The organism is Paenarthrobacter sp. R1 (assembly GCF_030264015.1).
Classification (GTDB): domain Bacteria; phylum Actinomycetota; class Actinomycetes; order Actinomycetales; family Micrococcaceae; genus Arthrobacter; species Arthrobacter ureafaciens.
Window position 1 is genome coordinate 1,159,614 of the sequence record NZ_CP127115.1, and the last position, 14,966, is coordinate 1,174,579.

Here is a 14,966-nt window from a genome sequence, read left to right on the forward strand (position 1 = left end):
ATCAAGGAACAAATGACGCTCCCTACTGATACCGAAAACCCCTCGGCGGACTCACGCCCCCGACGCCAAAAGGGTGGTAACAAGACCGCCCGTAACGTCCTGCTGGGCTTCGCAGCCGCCGTGGTGGTCATTGGACTTGTGTGTGGCCTGTACCTTTTCAACCTTGCACAGACTTTCAACAACGGGACCACCAAGATTGACGCGGCATTCCCCGAGGAGTCAACGCGACCCCAAAAGGCTGAGCCGGTCAACGGTACGGCGGCCATGAACATCCTGGTCATGGGCAGCGACAGCCGCGGAACCGATCAGGTTGACTTGGAAACCGACGCATCCACTGACCAGCGCTCGGACACGCTGATGTTGGTACATATCCCTGCCGACCGCAAAAACGTGTACGCCGTCTCACTGATGCGTGACCTCTGGGTGGACATCCCCGGCAGGGGGCAGTCCAAGATCAACTCCGCCCTTACCTACGGAGGCGTTCCTCTTGTTGTCCAGACCGTCGAATCGCTGTTCAAGCAACGCATTGACCACGTTGCCATGGTCGACTTTGAAGGCTTCAAGGGCCTCACCGACGCCCTCGGCGGCGTGGAAGTAAACAACAAGATCCCATTCGCTCCAGCTTCAGGACCCATGAAGGGACATTTCTACGATGCCGGAAAGTTGACACTTAACGGCGACGAAGCCTTGGCCTTCGTTCGTGAACGCAAGTCCTTCAGCGACGGCGACTACCAGCGAGTCCGTAACCAGCAGGCTTACCTCAAGTCCATGATCAGCAAGATCATCGCGAGGGACACCCTCACGAACCCCGTGACCGTCAACAACATGGTCTCGGCCATGTCCCCGTTCGTCAGCGTGGACAAGGGCTTTGACGCTGGGGCTATTGGAAGTCTTGCCGTTGGGATGAAGGACCTCCGGGCCAACGACACCGTCATGTTCACCCTCCCGACCCTCGGGACTGGCAGCTCCCCGGATGGCCAATCAATCGTGGTGGCCGACAACCAAGCCATCTCTGACATTGCGGAGGCACTTTCCAAGGACCAACTGGGCGCGTACGTCACCGCTCACGCTCTGGAAAAAGGCAACTAGCCCCCTGTCAATCTCAGCAACAACTACCCCGCAAACCCCGGCCCGCTTAGCGGACGCCGGGGTTTGGCGTTTGTACTGATCCCCTGCGAGCACCTCTAATGTTCGGAACCCCGGTAGACCTGCCTGGCGACAACGGCACCTATAAGCGCGCCCGCCGAGTTGGCAATGACATCTGATAGGGCTGTGACACGCCCCGGGATGATCAGCTGCGTGACCTCGATGAACGTGGACGTGGCCGCGCCGAGAAGCAGCATCCGCCACCAGTTCCAACCGTCCGGCCAAAGGAAAGTGGCCAGCAAACCGAACGGGACGAACATGACGATGTTGGAAACGAACTCCACCCCAACGGCTGCTTCTTCGAAGGGAAGGCCCAATGCAGCAAGCCATTCAGCGATGACGCCGACGAAGCCGGTAACGGTGCTGGCTTCCTTCGACGGGAGAAATACCACCAAGGCTAGAGCCACGAGGTAGACGCCGAAGGCTGCCATGAGCACACGCCGTCCAAGTCTGGGAGTCCGGTCCCTGGCCGTAATCATTGGTCCAGCCTAATGGCCGGAACGGCTATAGACTGCTGCTGACGACGCTCCGGCGTCACTACTTTTGGGGGAAACATGATCGCCTTGACTGATGGTTCGCGCGCGCTCGGCGGGTTGAACCAACGACGACGGACGGCAAGGGCTACCGCCACATGTGGCGCGTTGACAGTGATGCTTCTAGCAGGCAGCAACGCCGCTCCTGCAACGGCCGACTCGGTGGTAAAAGTTGACCCGGTTGGTGACAACCCTGGGGGAATCGCAGTAAACACCTCCACGGATACGGCCTACGTGTCCACCATCGAGGGCATTTTCAGCGTGCGTGGGGGCGTGCCAGGCGGAGGACGGATCTACCAGCCCCGCGACTACTCGTCGCGACTCGCAGTGAATTCCGCGACTAACAAGCTCTACGCTAGCGACGCCCAGTCCCTGGCGGTGATTGACGGAGCAACAAACGCGGCGGCAGTGGTGTCAATCGGGGCAACCGCGGACGCCCTGGCCGTGAATGAAAAGACCAACAAGGTGTATGTAGGCACGGGGAACGGACTCACCGTTATCGACGGTGCCACCAACACGGCTACTGCCGTTCCCCTCACTGGGGGCGTCCAGGAAATAGCCGTCAACACCACTACGGACAAGACCTACCTGCGCTCAGCAGGAACGGTAAAGGTGCTTGACGGCAGCGGGAAGATCAGCCCGATCGTGGGAGCCGGCGGGGTGATCGATATCGCCGTCAATCCCAAGCTCAACAAGATCTACGTCGCTAACAAGGACAACTTGATGTCCATCTCCGGCAGCACCGACACGATCACGAGGTCGCTGGGGTTCAGCAGTTCGATTTACCAATTGGCCGTCAACTCCGTCACGGACAGAATCTACGTAGGCACTGCCACTAATTCCGTAGAAGGATCCGTTCGAGTGGTGGACGGTGCCACCATGCGCGAGACCGCGAACGTGTCCACTGCCACCCGTGTTCGGACGATTGTGGTCAACCCGTCGAACAACAAGATCTACGCAACCATGAACGGCAGGGGAACCGCCGTCATCGACGGCGGGGACAACACAAGCACAGCGGTCTACACCGGGATGGAACCCAACGCAGCAGCTGTCAATCCGTCCAGCAACAGGGTTTTCATTGCCAACAACGGATCTGCTTCAGTGGCGGTTATCGATGGAAACCTCGATCAGCCCCTCAAGAACGATTTCAACGGTGACGGCAAAGCCGACATCCTGGCCAGGGACGCTTCCGGCCTGCTCTGGCTGTACCCGGGCAACGGCACGGGCGGCTGGTTGCCCCGCGTGCAGGTTGGTCAGGGCTGGAACATCATGACAGCACTTGTGGCTCCGGGCGATTTCAACGGTGACGGCAAAGCCGATGTTTTGGCCCGCGATGGTGGCGGGATCTTGTGGCTCTATCCCGGAAATGGCTCGGGCGGCTGGCTGCCCCGCGTGCAGGTTGGCAGTGGCTGGGAAGGCATGAGCGCAATCGAAGCCATTGACTTCCGAGGCGATGGATTCGCGGACATCGTTGCCCGGGCCCGGGACGGCGCCTTGTGGGTTTACCACGGTGATGGCAAGGGCGGCTGGCTGCCCCGAACATGGGCGGGTTCCGGCTGGAACGGTATGTCCGAGATCACCGGTGCGGGTGATTTCAACAACGACGGCACCTCGGACCTGGTGGCCCGGGACAGCGCCGGGACCCTTTGGCTCTACCCGTCCAGCGGATACGGCAGCTGGCTCTCCCGCCAGGCCATCGGCCAAGGGTGGAACGTCATGGACTCCCTTGTTGGACCCGGTGATTTCAACGGCGATGGGAGGGCAGATATCCTCGCCCGGAATTCCGCCGGCGAACTGTGGCTCTACGCGGGTAAAGGCGCCTGGGCCTGGCCAACAGCCACGAAGGTTGGCTCGGGCTGGAACGGGATGACGGCGATTCTCTAAAGGCACATAAGGCGGGAAACCTCAAAGTTCTTAACCGGACGGTCCCTCGAACGTAGCCCCCGTACTCCCCTGCGGAACCACCACATGGACTGCGTTGCGCTGGACCGCGAAGTCCGTCGGCGATTCCGTGGCGATCTCGCCGTCGAGGTTTACCGGCATGGACGGATGGGTGACCAGCCGGACGTTCCGGGTCTCCAGGTGGTACACGCGGTCATGCTCCACGAAGCTGCCATCCTTCAGGAGCCGCGCAATCTTCACGTGTTCCCTCAGCGGTGCAGCGAGGATGGCGTAGATATCCAGGGTGTGGTCATCGATCCCGGCCATCGGTGAAACAGTGTTGCCGCCACCGTAATGCCTGCCGTTTCCCACTGCGACTTGGAGCAGGTCCTCTAGTTCCAACGTTGGGTGGTCGCCGTCCGGGAACTCCAGCCGGGCACGGAACGGCCGGTGCCGGGCATAGGCCTGAACGGTGGCGACGCCGTACGCCAAGGGACCGATCCGTCGTTTGAGCCCAGGGCTGAGCGCTTGGGTGACACCTACGGAGAGACCAACGGAAGCCACGTTGAGGAACGGCTGCCCGTTCGCCCGGCCGAGGTCGATGTCCACTACCTTGCCGTCGGAAATGACGGCACAGGCTTCTGCGAGGCCGTTGGGAATCTCGAGTGTCCGGGCAAGATCATTGGCCGTCCCCAGCGGGAGCACTCCCAGCACCGTGTCAGTTCCGGCAAGCAGCCCTGCAGCGTAGCTCACCGTGCCGTCGCCGCCGCCCACAACCACCAGGTCATGCTGCTCCGCTGCCACGCGATCGAGCACACCCGTCAGCTCCGCACCCGAGGTCACCGCATGGACCGCGGAAACCGGCACGCCGGCCTGCTTCAGGAGATCGACGGCAGACGTCGCGGCTGCGGCCCCACGACGTGAAGCCGCATTGATCACCACGGCAACAGAGCGGGCCTCACGGACGGTTTTCATGCTGACCATCGTAGGCGGACGGACCTTGGAGAACCCTGCGAGGGGGTTCCCGCGTTCCACAGGTGTTACTTAGTCCCCTAGGTCGATCAGCCCGACAATTTTCAGCAAGGCATCCGGGCTCATGGTCCGATCTGCTTCCCGGAGCGCTTCGAAGTAGGCATCAGAGTCAACGACTGGTTCCCAATCGAATAGGTAGCGCGACGTCAAGCTGTAGAGCAGAAGATCGGCACACAGGCGGGTGAGCCGACCGTTGCCGTCCACAAAAGGATGGACCATGACGAGTCGGTGGTGTGCTGCCATGGCTGTCCAGAACGGGTCAACATCATGCTCGACCCAATAGGCAATGTTTCCCAATTCCTCGGGCAGCCTCTGCCTGATCACCTCAGGGGCGACTCCAATAGAGACTTCCCTCGTCCTGATCTTCCCTGCCCACTTCCAGATGCCCGAGTAACATGCCTCGTGCATTTGAAGGAACGTTTCGTAATCGCAGAGGTCGATTGCCGAAACGGCGCCGTCCGCGATAGCCGTCAGTATTTCTGATTCGACGGCTGAAATGCCCTCTGCCTCCGCTCGGTAAACATCCTCTTTAGTATCGAAAGCGACACCCTCCACGAAGGCCATCGCTTCCTCAGGGTCGACAGGAGTACTCCCATAGTTGGGGCTCATGCTTCCGGGACGTCTCGGCTCCTGCCACGACGGGCTGCCGCGCGGGCAACAACGTCATTGACCAATTTTTTGGAAGCCACAGTTTGTCCGACGGTCAGCTTGGAAACCAGTCCCCTGCCCTCTATCGCCATGGAGGCGCTCACCTGATCGGCAATAACACTTATTGGAACGCGAATCGGTTTTCCAGGGATATGCCGCTTTTGGCCGCTCATTGAGTTCGCGGATGAACGCACTTTTTCCCGCAGGGCATCCGTAAGCCCTGGGGTGTACCTGACTTTCTTCATCTCACGTCCTGACATGGCGAATGGATGCTGGTTCCGAGCGGCCCGATGCTGACCTTTCACGTACATTCTGCCACTACGGACCAGGAACTACCCCTTGAAAACAGGCGCCCGCTTCTCCTGGAACGCCCGGAATCCCTCGGCATAGTCATCGGTCTTGCACAGGCGTGCCTGCTCCGTGTTCTCCTCGGCCATGGACTCCCACAGGCCAAGGCGCTGATCGCGGATGTGGGCCACCAACTCCTTGGATGCGACGAACGCCTGAGTCGCACCGGAAGCCACGCGCTCCACGATGGACCGGGTAGTAGGCAGCAGAGCGTCATCCGGCATGGCCCGGCTGAACATGCCCTGTGCCACGGCTTCGGTCCCGGAAATGAGGTCCGCAGTGTAGATCAGGTCCAGCGTGCGGTGCATGCCCAGGCGCTCGGCGAAGTACCAGTGCCCGCCGGAATCCAGCGTGGCGCCGAGCTTGGCGAAGGGAGACCCGAACTTGGCATTCTCTGCCACGTACACCACGTCCGTGGCCAGCAGCAGGCCGAGTCCGACGCCCAGGCACGCCCCGTGCGCAGCTGCGAACGTAGGTGCGGGGAACGCGGCCATCTTCTTCAGCAACGGCTCCACCAATCCGCCCAGATAGGCTTGGGCGTCATCGGTTTCGGGTGTCACGCCGGCGATGTCGCGCCCCGCGCAGAAGGCCCGGCCCTCTCCGCGAAGCAGCAGCGCCCGGACTTCACCGCGTTCGGCGGCGGCAGCAGCGTCGTCGTACGCTTTGCCCAACTCGGCCAGCGCGTCCTCGTCCAGCGAGTTCAGCTTCTGCGGGGCATTGAGGACGATTTCGGCGATGCCGTTGGCAATGGAGAGCTCGATCATGGGGACTCCTTAGACGTCGAAGTCGACGGTAACTTCTTCGCTGGTGGGGTGGGCCTGGCAGGTGAGGACGTAGCCCTTGTCCAGCTCGTCCTGCTCAAGGGCGTAGTTCTCATCCATGGTCACGGTACCCGTAACCACCTTGGCGCGGCAGGTGCCGCACACGCCGCCGGCGCAAGCGAACGGAACGTCCGGGCGGACGCGCAAAGCTGCGTTGAGGATGGATTCCCGGGCGTGGGTGGGGCTGGCGACGTCGCCGGTGAGGCCGTCCAGCTTGAAGGTGATCTTGTAAGTCTCCTGCGACTCGTCCTCCACAACCGGGCGGCCGGCGTTGCCTTCAGGACGGTCCGGGCGGCCCGTGGTGAACAGCTCGAAGCGCACATGCTCCGGCTCCACGCCGCGTGCGGCAAGGGTGTCACGGCACAACTGGACCAGTTCGAACGGCCCGCACAGGAACCATTCGTCCACATCCTCGGCATGGATGGCGGAGGACAGCAACGCCTGCAACTTCTCCGAATCGATGCGGCCCGTCATCAGCGGCGCAATGCGCTGCTCGCGGGACAGGACGTGGTGAAGCGCCAGGCGGGTGGGGTACTTGTCCTTCAGGTCCGCCAGCTCTTCCAAGAACATGACGTCCATGGCGGCCTTGTTGGCGTAAATAAGATCGAACGTGGTCTCTGGGTTGGCGGCCAGCAGCGTGCGCGCAATCGCGATGACCGGTGTGATGCCCGACCCCGCCGCGATGGCCACGAAGTTGCCCGGCTCCCCCGCCAATTCCTCCGGGTGGTTCATGGAGTTCATCACGTTGTGCTGCACGGACGCGCCGTCCTTGCCGTGCCGCGAAATGAACGCACCCTGCGGGCTCATGACGTCCAGGGTGTCCCCGGCCTTCAGCTCGGCATTGGCCCACGTGGAGAAAATGCCGCCAAGGTCCTTCTTGATGGCCACGCGGATCTCGCTGCTGCCGTCGCCAAACGTGCGCGGTTCGGCGCAGATCGAGTAGCTGCGGCGAACCTCGTGCAGCTCACCGTCCGCGCCCGGCAGCGACGTGCGGAGGGCAACGTACTGGCCGGGCAGGTAGTCGTACTGGCCTGCCAGCTCGACGGGAACCGCAAACGTGACCTCGATTGCGTCGTCCGTAAGGCGCCGGACTTCCGAGACGGTCAGGTTGTGGAAAGACGCACGACGGCGGCTGGCCGTCTGGGTTTCGGTGGTCATGCTCTTCCTTACAAGACTTTGAAGTAGTCGAACGGTTCCTTGCAGTCCTGGCAGACAAACAGTGCCTTGCAGGACGTGGAACCGAAGCGGGTGAGTTCCTTGGTGTTCAGCGATGAACACTGCGGGCATTTCACAGCCAGGTTCAAACGGATGGGACCGGAATGGCCACCGGCAGCGGACCGGCCCGACGGCGGCGCAATGCCGTATTCCTCAAGCTTCGCCTTGCCGGCCTCGGTCATCCAGTCAGTGGTCCATGCCGGGGACAGGACCAGGTTGATGTCGACCTTCGCGTAGCCTTCCTTCTCGAAAGCCTTCCGCAGGTCATCGCCAATGGCGTCCATGGCCGGGCAGCCCGAGTACGTGGGCGTGATGGTGACCTCGACGGCGGAAGCCGCCGGGCCGCCGTCGTGCCCGTCTTCCGAAGCGGCTGCATCCGACGACTCGACAACGCGCACGCCGCGCAGGATCCCCAAGTCCTCAATGGTGAGGACCGGGATCTCCGGATCGCAGACGGTGGACGCGATGTCCCACGCCTGCTGTTCCGCGGCGGTCAAGGTGCTTACCGTGGCCATGATGGTCACCAGCTCGCGCCGGGGTGTTCGCGGGCCAGGACCTGCATCTCGGCCAGGATGTAGCCCATGTGCTCGGAGTGCTTGCCGCGACGGCCGCCCCCCGGAGCCTGCGGAACAGCCGGGATCTCCAGCTCGGCCTCGGCCAGGATCTCCCCGGCCAGGCGGTCGAACTCTGCACGCAGGCTGGACGGCTGGACCGCCACGCCGGCTTCGGCCAGGCGCGTGGTGAGCTCATCGTCTTCGAAGAGTTCGTCAACGTACGGCCACACGAGGGTCAGGCCCTTGATCATGCGCTCGCGCGACTCATCCGTGCCACCGGCCAGGCGCAGCACCCACTGGGCGCTGTGGTCGCGGTGGTAGTCAACTTCTTTCACGGCCTTCGCGGAAATGGCTGCGATGGTGGCATCCGTGGACGCGGTGAGCGCCGTGTAGAGCTGGTACTGGTAGAAGCTCACAATGAACTGGCGTGCGATGGTCACAGCGAAGTCGCCGTTGGGCTGCTCGAAGAGGTGCGCCGAACGGAACTCGTGCTCGCGGCGGAAGTACGCGAGGTCGTCTTCCGACTTGTCCCAAGCGGCACCGGCATAAGTCAGGAAGGACCGTGCGTGGCCCAACTGGTCCAGTGCGATGTTGCCAAGCGCGATGTCTTCCTCGAGCTCGGGAGCGCGGGAAATCCAGTGGCCCAGGCGCTGGGCGAGGATCAGCCCGTCATCACCCAGGCGCAGCGCGTACTCGGCCACATCTTCGCTGGGCTTTACTTCCCCGCGGCGGACCTCAAGGGCGATGTCCTCGGGACGCAGTGCATTGCCCGGGGTGATACGGGTGGCACTGGCCGAACCGTCACCGGACGCACCCGCACCCGAGACGCCCACGGAGATATCGCCGTGGCCTTCGATGGCGAAGTCAGTTGCTTTGTCAGTCACAGGTGCTTCACGCCTTCACTCTTGGTGTAGTACGTCGCATGGCGGTAATCCTTGCCCTGCGGGGATTCGAAGAACGAGCCCTTGGAATCGGGATCGCTGGCGGCAATTGCCTCAGCCGGAACAACCCAGATGGACACGCCCTCGTTGCGGCGGGTGTACAGATCGCGGGCGTTGCGGAGGGCCATGGCGGCATCCGGTGCGTGCAAGGAACCTGCATGCACGTGGGACAGGCCGCGGCTGGACCGGACAAAGACCTCCCAGAGGGACCAGGGGGTTTCTTCAGGCTGCTGGTTGCTCATGCTGCGTGTTCCTTCTGTGCTTGCTTGCGGGCGTAGGCTGCGGCAGCTTCCCGAACCCAGGCACCGTTTTCGTGTGCCTCACGGCGGCGCTCAATGCGCTGCGAGTTGCAGGGACCGCGGCCGGCCAGGACTTCCTTGAACTCATTCCAGTCCAGGGGTCCGTGTTCCCACTTCTTGGTTTCTTCGTTGAAACGGATGTCCTTGTCCGGGAGGGTCAGGCCGAGGACCTTGACCTGCTCCACCATCATGCCGACGAACCGGCTGCGCAGCTCGTCATTGCTGAACCGCTTGATGTTCCACGCCATGGACTGCTTGGAGTTGGGTGAATCGTCATCCGGCGGGCCGAACATCATCAGCGACGGCGCGTACCAGCGGTTCACGGCGTCCTGTGCCATCTGCTTCTGCGCCGGCGTTCCGTTGGAGAGTTCCAGCAGGATCTCGAAACCCTGGCGTTGGTGGAAGGACTCTTCCTTACAGATGCGCACCATTGCGCGGCCGTAAGGACCGTAGGATGCACGGCAGAGGGGAACCTGGTTGCAGATGGCTGCGCCGTCAACCAGCCAGCCGATAGCACCCATGTCCGCCCAGGAAAGCGTGGGGTAATTGAAGATGGACGAGTACCGGGCCTTGCCCGCAATGAGGTCCTCCGTCATCTTGTCCCGGGACTGGCCCAGGGTCTCGGCAGCCGAGTACAGGTAGAGGCCGTGGCCGGCTTCGTCCTGGACCTTGGCCATGAGGATGGACTTGCGCTTCAGGCTCGGTGCCCTGGTGATCCAGTTGGCTTCCGGCTGCATGCCGATGATTTCCGAGTGCGCGTGCTGCGAGATCTGGCGCAGCAAAGTCTTGCGGTAAGCCGCCGGCATCCAGTCCCGCGGTTCAATGCGCGAGTCCTCCGAGATAATGCGGTCAAAGTACGCCTGACCAGCCGCCTCCCGTTCCTGCTCCTCCGGGGACAGCTCAACGGGCACAGACTGCAGATTCTGCGTTGCCATGGTTGCTCCTAATAAATTACCGACCGTTCGTTCAGAATATGCGGAGGGGAGGTTTTCAGTCAAGCTTTTGGCCGCCTTCGTGGGGCTCGCCCTGAATTTGCTGGATCATCCGCGGCTTGGCTGAGGCGAAGCCCGGGAATCCAAGGAACCAGCCCGTGCCGGACCGAATGATCCAGCAAATTTTCGTCAGCGGGCACGAAAAAGCCCGGGACCGGCATGTGCCGGGCCCGGGCTGCTGGAAGGCTATCGCAGTGAGATGCGGCGACGACGATCAGTTCCGCCGCGGAGGTCTCGGTTGAGCCTGCGGTCACCGTGATACAGGATCGACTCCCAATCCACTTCCTCCGCCGACTTGGGGACCACCACCGGCTCCTTGCCTGCTTTCGACTTCGGACTGACGTAAAGCCAGTTGAGTGCACCCAAGGAGATATCCACCACCGAGTTCCAGAGCCCTATGTAGGCCTGGATACACGTCATGGCCAGCACCGCATTCAGCGTAGCGAACGCAACATTGCCCCAGTTTCCCTGCTGCCAGTCCCGCCAGATGGTCAACACGGAAAAGGCAACAATGAGGTATGGGATCAGGACGTAGATGGCCGGGGCTGCGGTGCGGTTCTTGACCTTGGGCGTGCGGACGAACGGAATCTTGTCCCCCGTCAGGCCCTGCTGCAACGACTTGAGCACGCCGGCCAGGTTCACCGGCAAGAGGATGAGGTTGAAACCGTAAATCCTGAAGATGTCACTGAACCGGTGCCCGCAGTCGCGAAGATCGGATCCCATGCAGAGGAAGTACGGAAGTGCGGCAACAAACACAGCAGGGCTGAGCAAGCGACTGTCATAGGGATAGGCCAGCAGGAACAGGAGCCCAAAACTGGCCCAGCAGATAGAGGCCATGTAGTTCACCCTCAAGAGGACTTCCCGAATGAGGATCCTCTCGCGTTGGAGTCGCCGCTGCGACAGTTGGTTCCACAGCTTGGGCAGGATCAGCAAGCCTCCATTGGCCCAGCGCCGCCGCTGCACTACCAGGGAACCAAAATCCGGCGGTGTAGCGCTGTAGCTCAAGCGCTCCGGATAATTGACCAAGGTCCACCCGTGGGCGCCCAAGTCGATGCTCGACTCCGTATCTTCAATGACAGTGCGGTCCTGGATGTAGGTACGCACCTCGAAGCCGCCAACCGTCTCCACTTCCACGATGTCTTCCAACGCGCGTTTGCGGATAATGGCGTTGGCTCCCACCCAAAAAGTTGCCCCGTAATAGGACATTCCTTGGTGGAGGATGTGTTGGATATCTGTTGTGGCGCCCGCAATTCGCTCAATTCGCGTTGGAGCTCCACGGAACGACGAATAAGGAGTTTGGGTTACAGCTACACGTTCATTTCCTGCCGATTCGAGAAAATACACCAATCGGAGGCAATAATCCCGGAGCAGCAGGGAATCGGCGTCAAGGGTCAGCAAATAGGTGCTGTCCGGTACCACAAGGTCATCTTCATGCGGCGTAGTAGCAGGACGCAGCAATGTGGCTCCGCCCGCTTCTTCCTTCCGCCAACGCTGACCCATGAGGGAAATGTAGGCATTCAGGTTCATGGCCTTGTTGGCTTCATGGGAAAGGCTCGCATAACGCTTGCGCTCGAACGACTCCAAGCGGCCATTGAATATCCATGTGAGCCTGAGGTACAGCTGCTCCATTCGCTCAGGTGCGGGCAGGGCTCCCTGGGCCTTTGCCGATGTCAGGGCCAGGAGCACCAAGCGCAATTCGCGCGCCAGGCCCATGATCACAAGGTCCACAAAGAACTCGTCCACATGGTCGTGGACTGACTCTGCCTCCGCCATGGCTTCCAACCATTCGGCTGCAGCCTCGTATTCGGCAATGAGCAAGTCCAGCTCATCGAGGTCCCGGAGCTTTTGTTGTGCGCCCTTTTGCTTCCCTGTCTTCTTGGTTGCAGGAGACGCACTGCCGGCAGCCGGATCGACCGGCCCGTTCCTGCGGGCGCGGTAAGCCGCCAAGGCACTGTTGGCCCGGGCAGCTGGTGCAGATAGCGCCCTCTCAATCTGGCCGGCCAACGCCCTTGTCTCATCAAGACGCCGGGCCTTTTCCGGGTCAGTGGGGTTGGGCGGATCGTCCAGCAGCAGAACCACACGCAAGTCAGGGAATTCCTGCAGGGCTGCCGACCACAACGTGGCCCTCACTACCCCCGGCTCTTCGGCGTAAGAAGGTACGAGCACCGTGATGCCGTGCTGGTAATCGGCAAAGTGATTGTCCAGTTCACCCCGCGGGACCCTGCGGTGTTCCCTGAAGCGGTAGAGGGCGCCCTGCCTGGCCATCAGGTACATCAGGGCCGAGAACGTCAGGAAAGTTACTACCACCACATAGGAAACGGACTCGATGGTGAAACGGAAACCAGGATTCGGGTTATTAATGAACTCGCGGATGATGGTGGAAACGACGTAATACATCCACGCGCCCACAGTGACCAAAATGGCAAGCCGGCCCAGCACGATCTTCCGGGCGGAAGGCTTTGGGTGAACAATCGGGAGCGGCTCGGAACGGCGCTCCGATCCCCATTGGCGTTTGCGCCCCTTAGCCTCCGATGGCTCATCGATAGCCGTGCCCGAATTAGGCACAAGGTCAGGTGAATCCACCAGTTGGTCCGTCATAGTTCCCCATCAGATTGCATGCAAGGCCAAGGCCAGCTATCCGGAAAGACGTGATCGTCCGTTTGTCAAGTCACATCGATTTACCCCTTATACTAATGGAGGTTTGCGCCGTGTCGATTCCTGTCTTTAAGGCTTGACAATCGAGGTCTTATTAGGAACCTCACGGTATTCATTTGCCCCTGCTTCGCATCAAACTTCAGTGTCAACGTTGGGTGATCCATGTCGAAATACTTCCCTGGACGGAAACTGTCCATCCTTCGGCTCTCCGTTTTATCGCTCGTCATTGGAGGGCTGGTAGCTGCCGGCATCACCACGTGGCACAACTATTCCGATGCCCGGGCCGCCGCTGCTTCACCATCCACTTTCGCGGGGTATGTCGACGTCACGGCGACCCCGAGGTATGCCTTCGAGCAGGCATCGACGGCGAGCACCAAATCAGTGGTCCTCTCGTTCATCGTCGCCGACCCGAAGGATGGCTGCACGCCGTCGTGGGGTACGTTCTACAGCCTTGATGCGGCAGGGGAAGACCTGGACCTGGATCGCCGTATTGCAAGGTTGCGCCAGGCCGGAGGCAGCGTAGCCGTCTCGTTCGGCGGTTTGTCGAACAAGGAACTGGCGACGGCATGCAGGGACGCCGCCCGGCTAAAGGCCGCTTATGCACAAGTAGTGGACCGATACGAGTTGACGTCCATCGACCTGGATATCGAAGGAGCCGCACTATCCGACGTCGATGCACTCACGCGGCAGGCCAAAGTGATCAGCGAACTCCAGAAGGAACGCCGGGAAAACGCCCAGGACCTCTCCGTATGGTTGACGCTCCCTGTGGCTCCTACGGGACTGACGGCCGAGGGGACATCCGCCGTCAAGCAGATGCTGTCAGCCGGCGTCGACCTTGCGGGCGTCAACGTCATGACCATGGACTACGGTGCCAGCCGCGTCGCAGGGCAAACCATGCTGCAGGCGTCAATTGCCGCAGCAGAGGCAACCCACTCCCAACTGGGAGAAATCTATTCGTCGGTCAACCAAGACCTTGGTGCGCAAACCCTGTGGCGCAAGATCGGCCTTACCCCCATGATCGGCCAAAATGACATTGTGGCCGACGTCTTCACCGTCGCCGACGCGGAGGGCCTGCACGACTTCGCGGAAAGCAAAGGCGTAGGGCGTATGTCCATGTGGTCCCTGAACAGGGATGTCGAATGCGGACCGAACTACCCCACGCTGACGGTGGTCTCAGATGCCTGCAGCGGCGTGGCGCAGTCAGGTGGCTTGTTCTCGAGCATCCTTGGCGCGGAACGGGATTCCGTCAGCACCGCAACGTCACCCGCTCCGGAGCCGACAACCACTACAACCGCAGCGCCCGTCGTCGACGATCCCGCCACCAGCCCGTACCCCATCTGGTCACCTACCAACGCCTACGTAAAGTCGGACCGCACAGTGTGGCACGGCAATGTGTATGAAGCGAAGTGGTGGACCAAGAACGATGTCCCCAACAACCCCGTAGCTGCCGGCACGGCAGCTCCCTGGCAGCTGATCGGCCCCGTCCTCCCGGGGGATCGCCCGCAACCAGAGGTCACAGCTCCTGCCGGCACCTACCCTGTATGGTCGGCCGAAACCGTGTACAAGAAGGGCGATCGCGTGATGTTTGGCCCATACGTGTTCGAGGCCAAATGGTGGGTGCAAACTCAAAGCCCGGAGGCGGCATTGCAGGGGTCCTCCGAGACAGCGTGGGCCAAGCTGTCCAACGCTGAGCTAGCCAAGTTGCTGCAGGGAACGCCAACACCCAAGTAGGCGGGAACATCTTGACGCATATTCCCACAAGAAGCTGGCCCACCCACGTATGATCACCACAGCGCAACGGACTGTACGCGCATTGTTCGCTTTTGGGTGGGGCCACGGTCGAAGGCAGGGGTTCAGTGGCGGGAGTGAAGCAAGGAGTTCTGCCGTCGCGCAGAAAATCC

13 protein-coding genes are annotated in these 14,966 nt (G+C 61.4%); 3 read left to right on the forward strand and 10 right to left on the reverse strand.

The annotated features are described in order from the left end of the window. Positions 1–12: 12 nt before the first annotated feature. Positions 13–1,089, forward strand: coding sequence for an LCP family protein (locus QN084_RS05510; RefSeq protein WP_069695864.1), 1,077 nt, complete (start codon positions 13–15; stop codon positions 1,087–1,089). Between the two features lie 95 nt (positions 1,090–1,184). Here QN084_RS05510 and QN084_RS05515 read toward each other — a convergent pair whose 3' ends face one another. Further along, positions 1,185–1,625, reverse strand: a complete 441-nt coding sequence (locus QN084_RS05515) for a VanZ family protein (RefSeq protein ID WP_069695865.1) — start codon at positions 1,623–1,625, stop codon at positions 1,185–1,187. Between the two features lie 75 nt (positions 1,626–1,700). On the opposite strand from QN084_RS05515, the gene QN084_RS05520 reads away from it, so the two are divergent. After that, on the forward strand, positions 1,701–3,563 hold the full coding sequence (locus QN084_RS05520) for an FG-GAP-like repeat-containing protein (RefSeq protein ID WP_083261955.1): 1,863 nt from the start codon (positions 1,701–1,703) through the stop codon (positions 3,561–3,563). 30 nt (positions 3,564–3,593) lie between these two features. Here QN084_RS05520 and QN084_RS05525 read toward each other — a convergent pair whose 3' ends face one another. The 9 genes from QN084_RS05525 to QN084_RS05565 all read right to left on the reverse strand — a co-directional run bounded on the left by QN084_RS05525 (position 3,594) and on the right by QN084_RS05565 (position 13,008). Continuing rightward, positions 3,594–4,535 (reverse strand): lipid kinase, encoded by a 942-nt coding sequence (locus tag QN084_RS05525; RefSeq protein ID WP_069695964.1) that lies wholly within the window; start codon positions 4,533–4,535, stop codon positions 3,594–3,596. A gap of 69 nt (positions 4,536–4,604) precedes the next feature. After that, positions 4,605–5,201 (reverse strand): Fic family protein, encoded by a 597-nt coding sequence (locus QN084_RS05530; RefSeq protein ID WP_069695867.1) that lies wholly within the window; start codon positions 5,199–5,201, stop codon positions 4,605–4,607. Positions 5,202–5,572: 371 nt separating this feature from the next. Then, positions 5,573–6,352, reverse strand: a complete 780-nt coding sequence (locus tag QN084_RS05535; RefSeq protein ID WP_021473887.1) for an enoyl-CoA hydratase/isomerase family protein — start codon at positions 6,350–6,352, stop codon at positions 5,573–5,575. Positions 6,353–6,361: 9 nt separating this feature from the next. Then, positions 6,362–7,567, reverse strand: coding sequence for a 1,2-phenylacetyl-CoA epoxidase subunit PaaE (paaE, locus tag QN084_RS05540; RefSeq protein WP_069695868.1), 1,206 nt, complete (start codon positions 7,565–7,567; stop codon positions 6,362–6,364). 8 nt (positions 7,568–7,575) lie between these two features. Continuing rightward, on the reverse strand, positions 7,576–8,139 hold the full coding sequence (gene paaD / locus QN084_RS05545) for a 1,2-phenylacetyl-CoA epoxidase subunit PaaD (RefSeq protein WP_031216983.1): 564 nt from the start codon (positions 8,137–8,139) through the stop codon (positions 7,576–7,578). A gap of 5 nt (positions 8,140–8,144) precedes the next feature. Next, positions 8,145–9,062, reverse strand: a complete 918-nt coding sequence (gene paaC, locus QN084_RS05550; RefSeq protein WP_021473884.1) for a 1,2-phenylacetyl-CoA epoxidase subunit PaaC — start codon at positions 9,060–9,062, stop codon at positions 8,145–8,147. Beyond that, a complete protein-coding gene (gene paaB / locus QN084_RS05555; protein ID WP_021473883.1) occupies positions 9,059–9,361 on the reverse strand; it encodes a 1,2-phenylacetyl-CoA epoxidase subunit PaaB in 303 nt (100 codons plus the stop codon). Before paaB ends, paaC begins: the two co-directional genes overlap by 4 nt. Beyond that, positions 9,358–10,353 carry a 1,2-phenylacetyl-CoA epoxidase subunit PaaA gene (gene paaA / locus QN084_RS05560; RefSeq protein ID WP_021473882.1) on the reverse strand — a complete coding sequence of 332 codons (996 nt, stop codon included), beginning with the start codon at positions 10,351–10,353 and terminating at the stop codon, positions 9,358–9,360. Before paaA ends, paaB begins: the two co-directional genes overlap by 4 nt. 243 nt (positions 10,354–10,596) lie before the next feature. Further along, a complete protein-coding gene (locus tag QN084_RS05565) occupies positions 10,597–13,008 on the reverse strand; it encodes a glycosyltransferase family 2 protein (protein ID WP_083261956.1) in 2,412 nt (803 codons plus the stop codon). Between the two features lie 219 nt (positions 13,009–13,227). Here QN084_RS05565 and QN084_RS05570 point away from each other — a divergent pair, with 219 nt between their 5' ends. Continuing rightward, a complete protein-coding gene (locus tag QN084_RS05570) occupies positions 13,228–14,796 on the forward strand; it encodes a chitinase (RefSeq protein WP_069695869.1) in 1,569 nt (522 codons plus the stop codon). The last annotated feature ends 170 nt before the right edge of the window (positions 14,797–14,966 follow it).

What these genes read in the sequence shown, in the direction of transcription:
- QN084_RS05510 (WP_069695864.1), top strand. Translation starts at nt 13, where the DNA reads ATGACGCTCCCTACTGATACCGAAAACCCCTCGGCGGACTCACGCCCC.
- QN084_RS05515 (WP_069695865.1), bottom strand. Translation starts at nt 1,625, where the DNA reads ATGATTACGGCCAGGGACCGGACTCCCAGACTTGGACGGCGTGTGCTC.
- QN084_RS05520 (WP_083261955.1), top strand. Translation starts at nt 1,701, where the DNA reads ATGATCGCCTTGACTGATGGTTCGCGCGCGCTCGGCGGGTTGAACCAA.
- QN084_RS05525 (WP_069695964.1), bottom strand. Translation starts at nt 4,535, where the DNA reads ATGAAAACCGTCCGTGAGGCCCGCTCTGTTGCCGTGGTGATCAATGCG.
- QN084_RS05530 (WP_069695867.1), bottom strand. Translation starts at nt 5,201, where the DNA reads ATGAGCCCCAACTATGGGAGTACTCCTGTCGACCCTGAGGAAGCGATG.
- QN084_RS05535 (WP_021473887.1), bottom strand. Translation starts at nt 6,352, where the DNA reads ATGATCGAGCTCTCCATTGCCAACGGCATCGCCGAAATCGTCCTCAAT.
- paaE (WP_069695868.1), bottom strand. Translation starts at nt 7,567, where the DNA reads ATGACCACCGAAACCCAGACGGCCAGCCGCCGTCGTGCGTCTTTCCAC.
- paaD (WP_031216983.1), bottom strand. Translation starts at nt 8,139, where the DNA reads ATGGCCACGGTAAGCACCTTGACCGCCGCGGAACAGCAGGCGTGGGAC.
- paaB (WP_021473883.1), bottom strand. Translation starts at nt 9,361, where the DNA reads ATGAGCAACCAGCAGCCTGAAGAAACCCCCTGGTCCCTCTGGGAGGTC.
- paaA (WP_021473882.1), bottom strand. Translation starts at nt 10,353, where the DNA reads ATGGCAACGCAGAATCTGCAGTCTGTGCCCGTTGAGCTGTCCCCGGAG.
- QN084_RS05565 (WP_083261956.1), bottom strand. Translation starts at nt 13,008, where the DNA reads ATGACGGACCAACTGGTGGATTCACCTGACCTTGTGCCTAATTCGGGC.
- QN084_RS05570 (WP_069695869.1), top strand. Translation starts at nt 13,228, where the DNA reads ATGTCGAAATACTTCCCTGGACGGAAACTGTCCATCCTTCGGCTCTCC.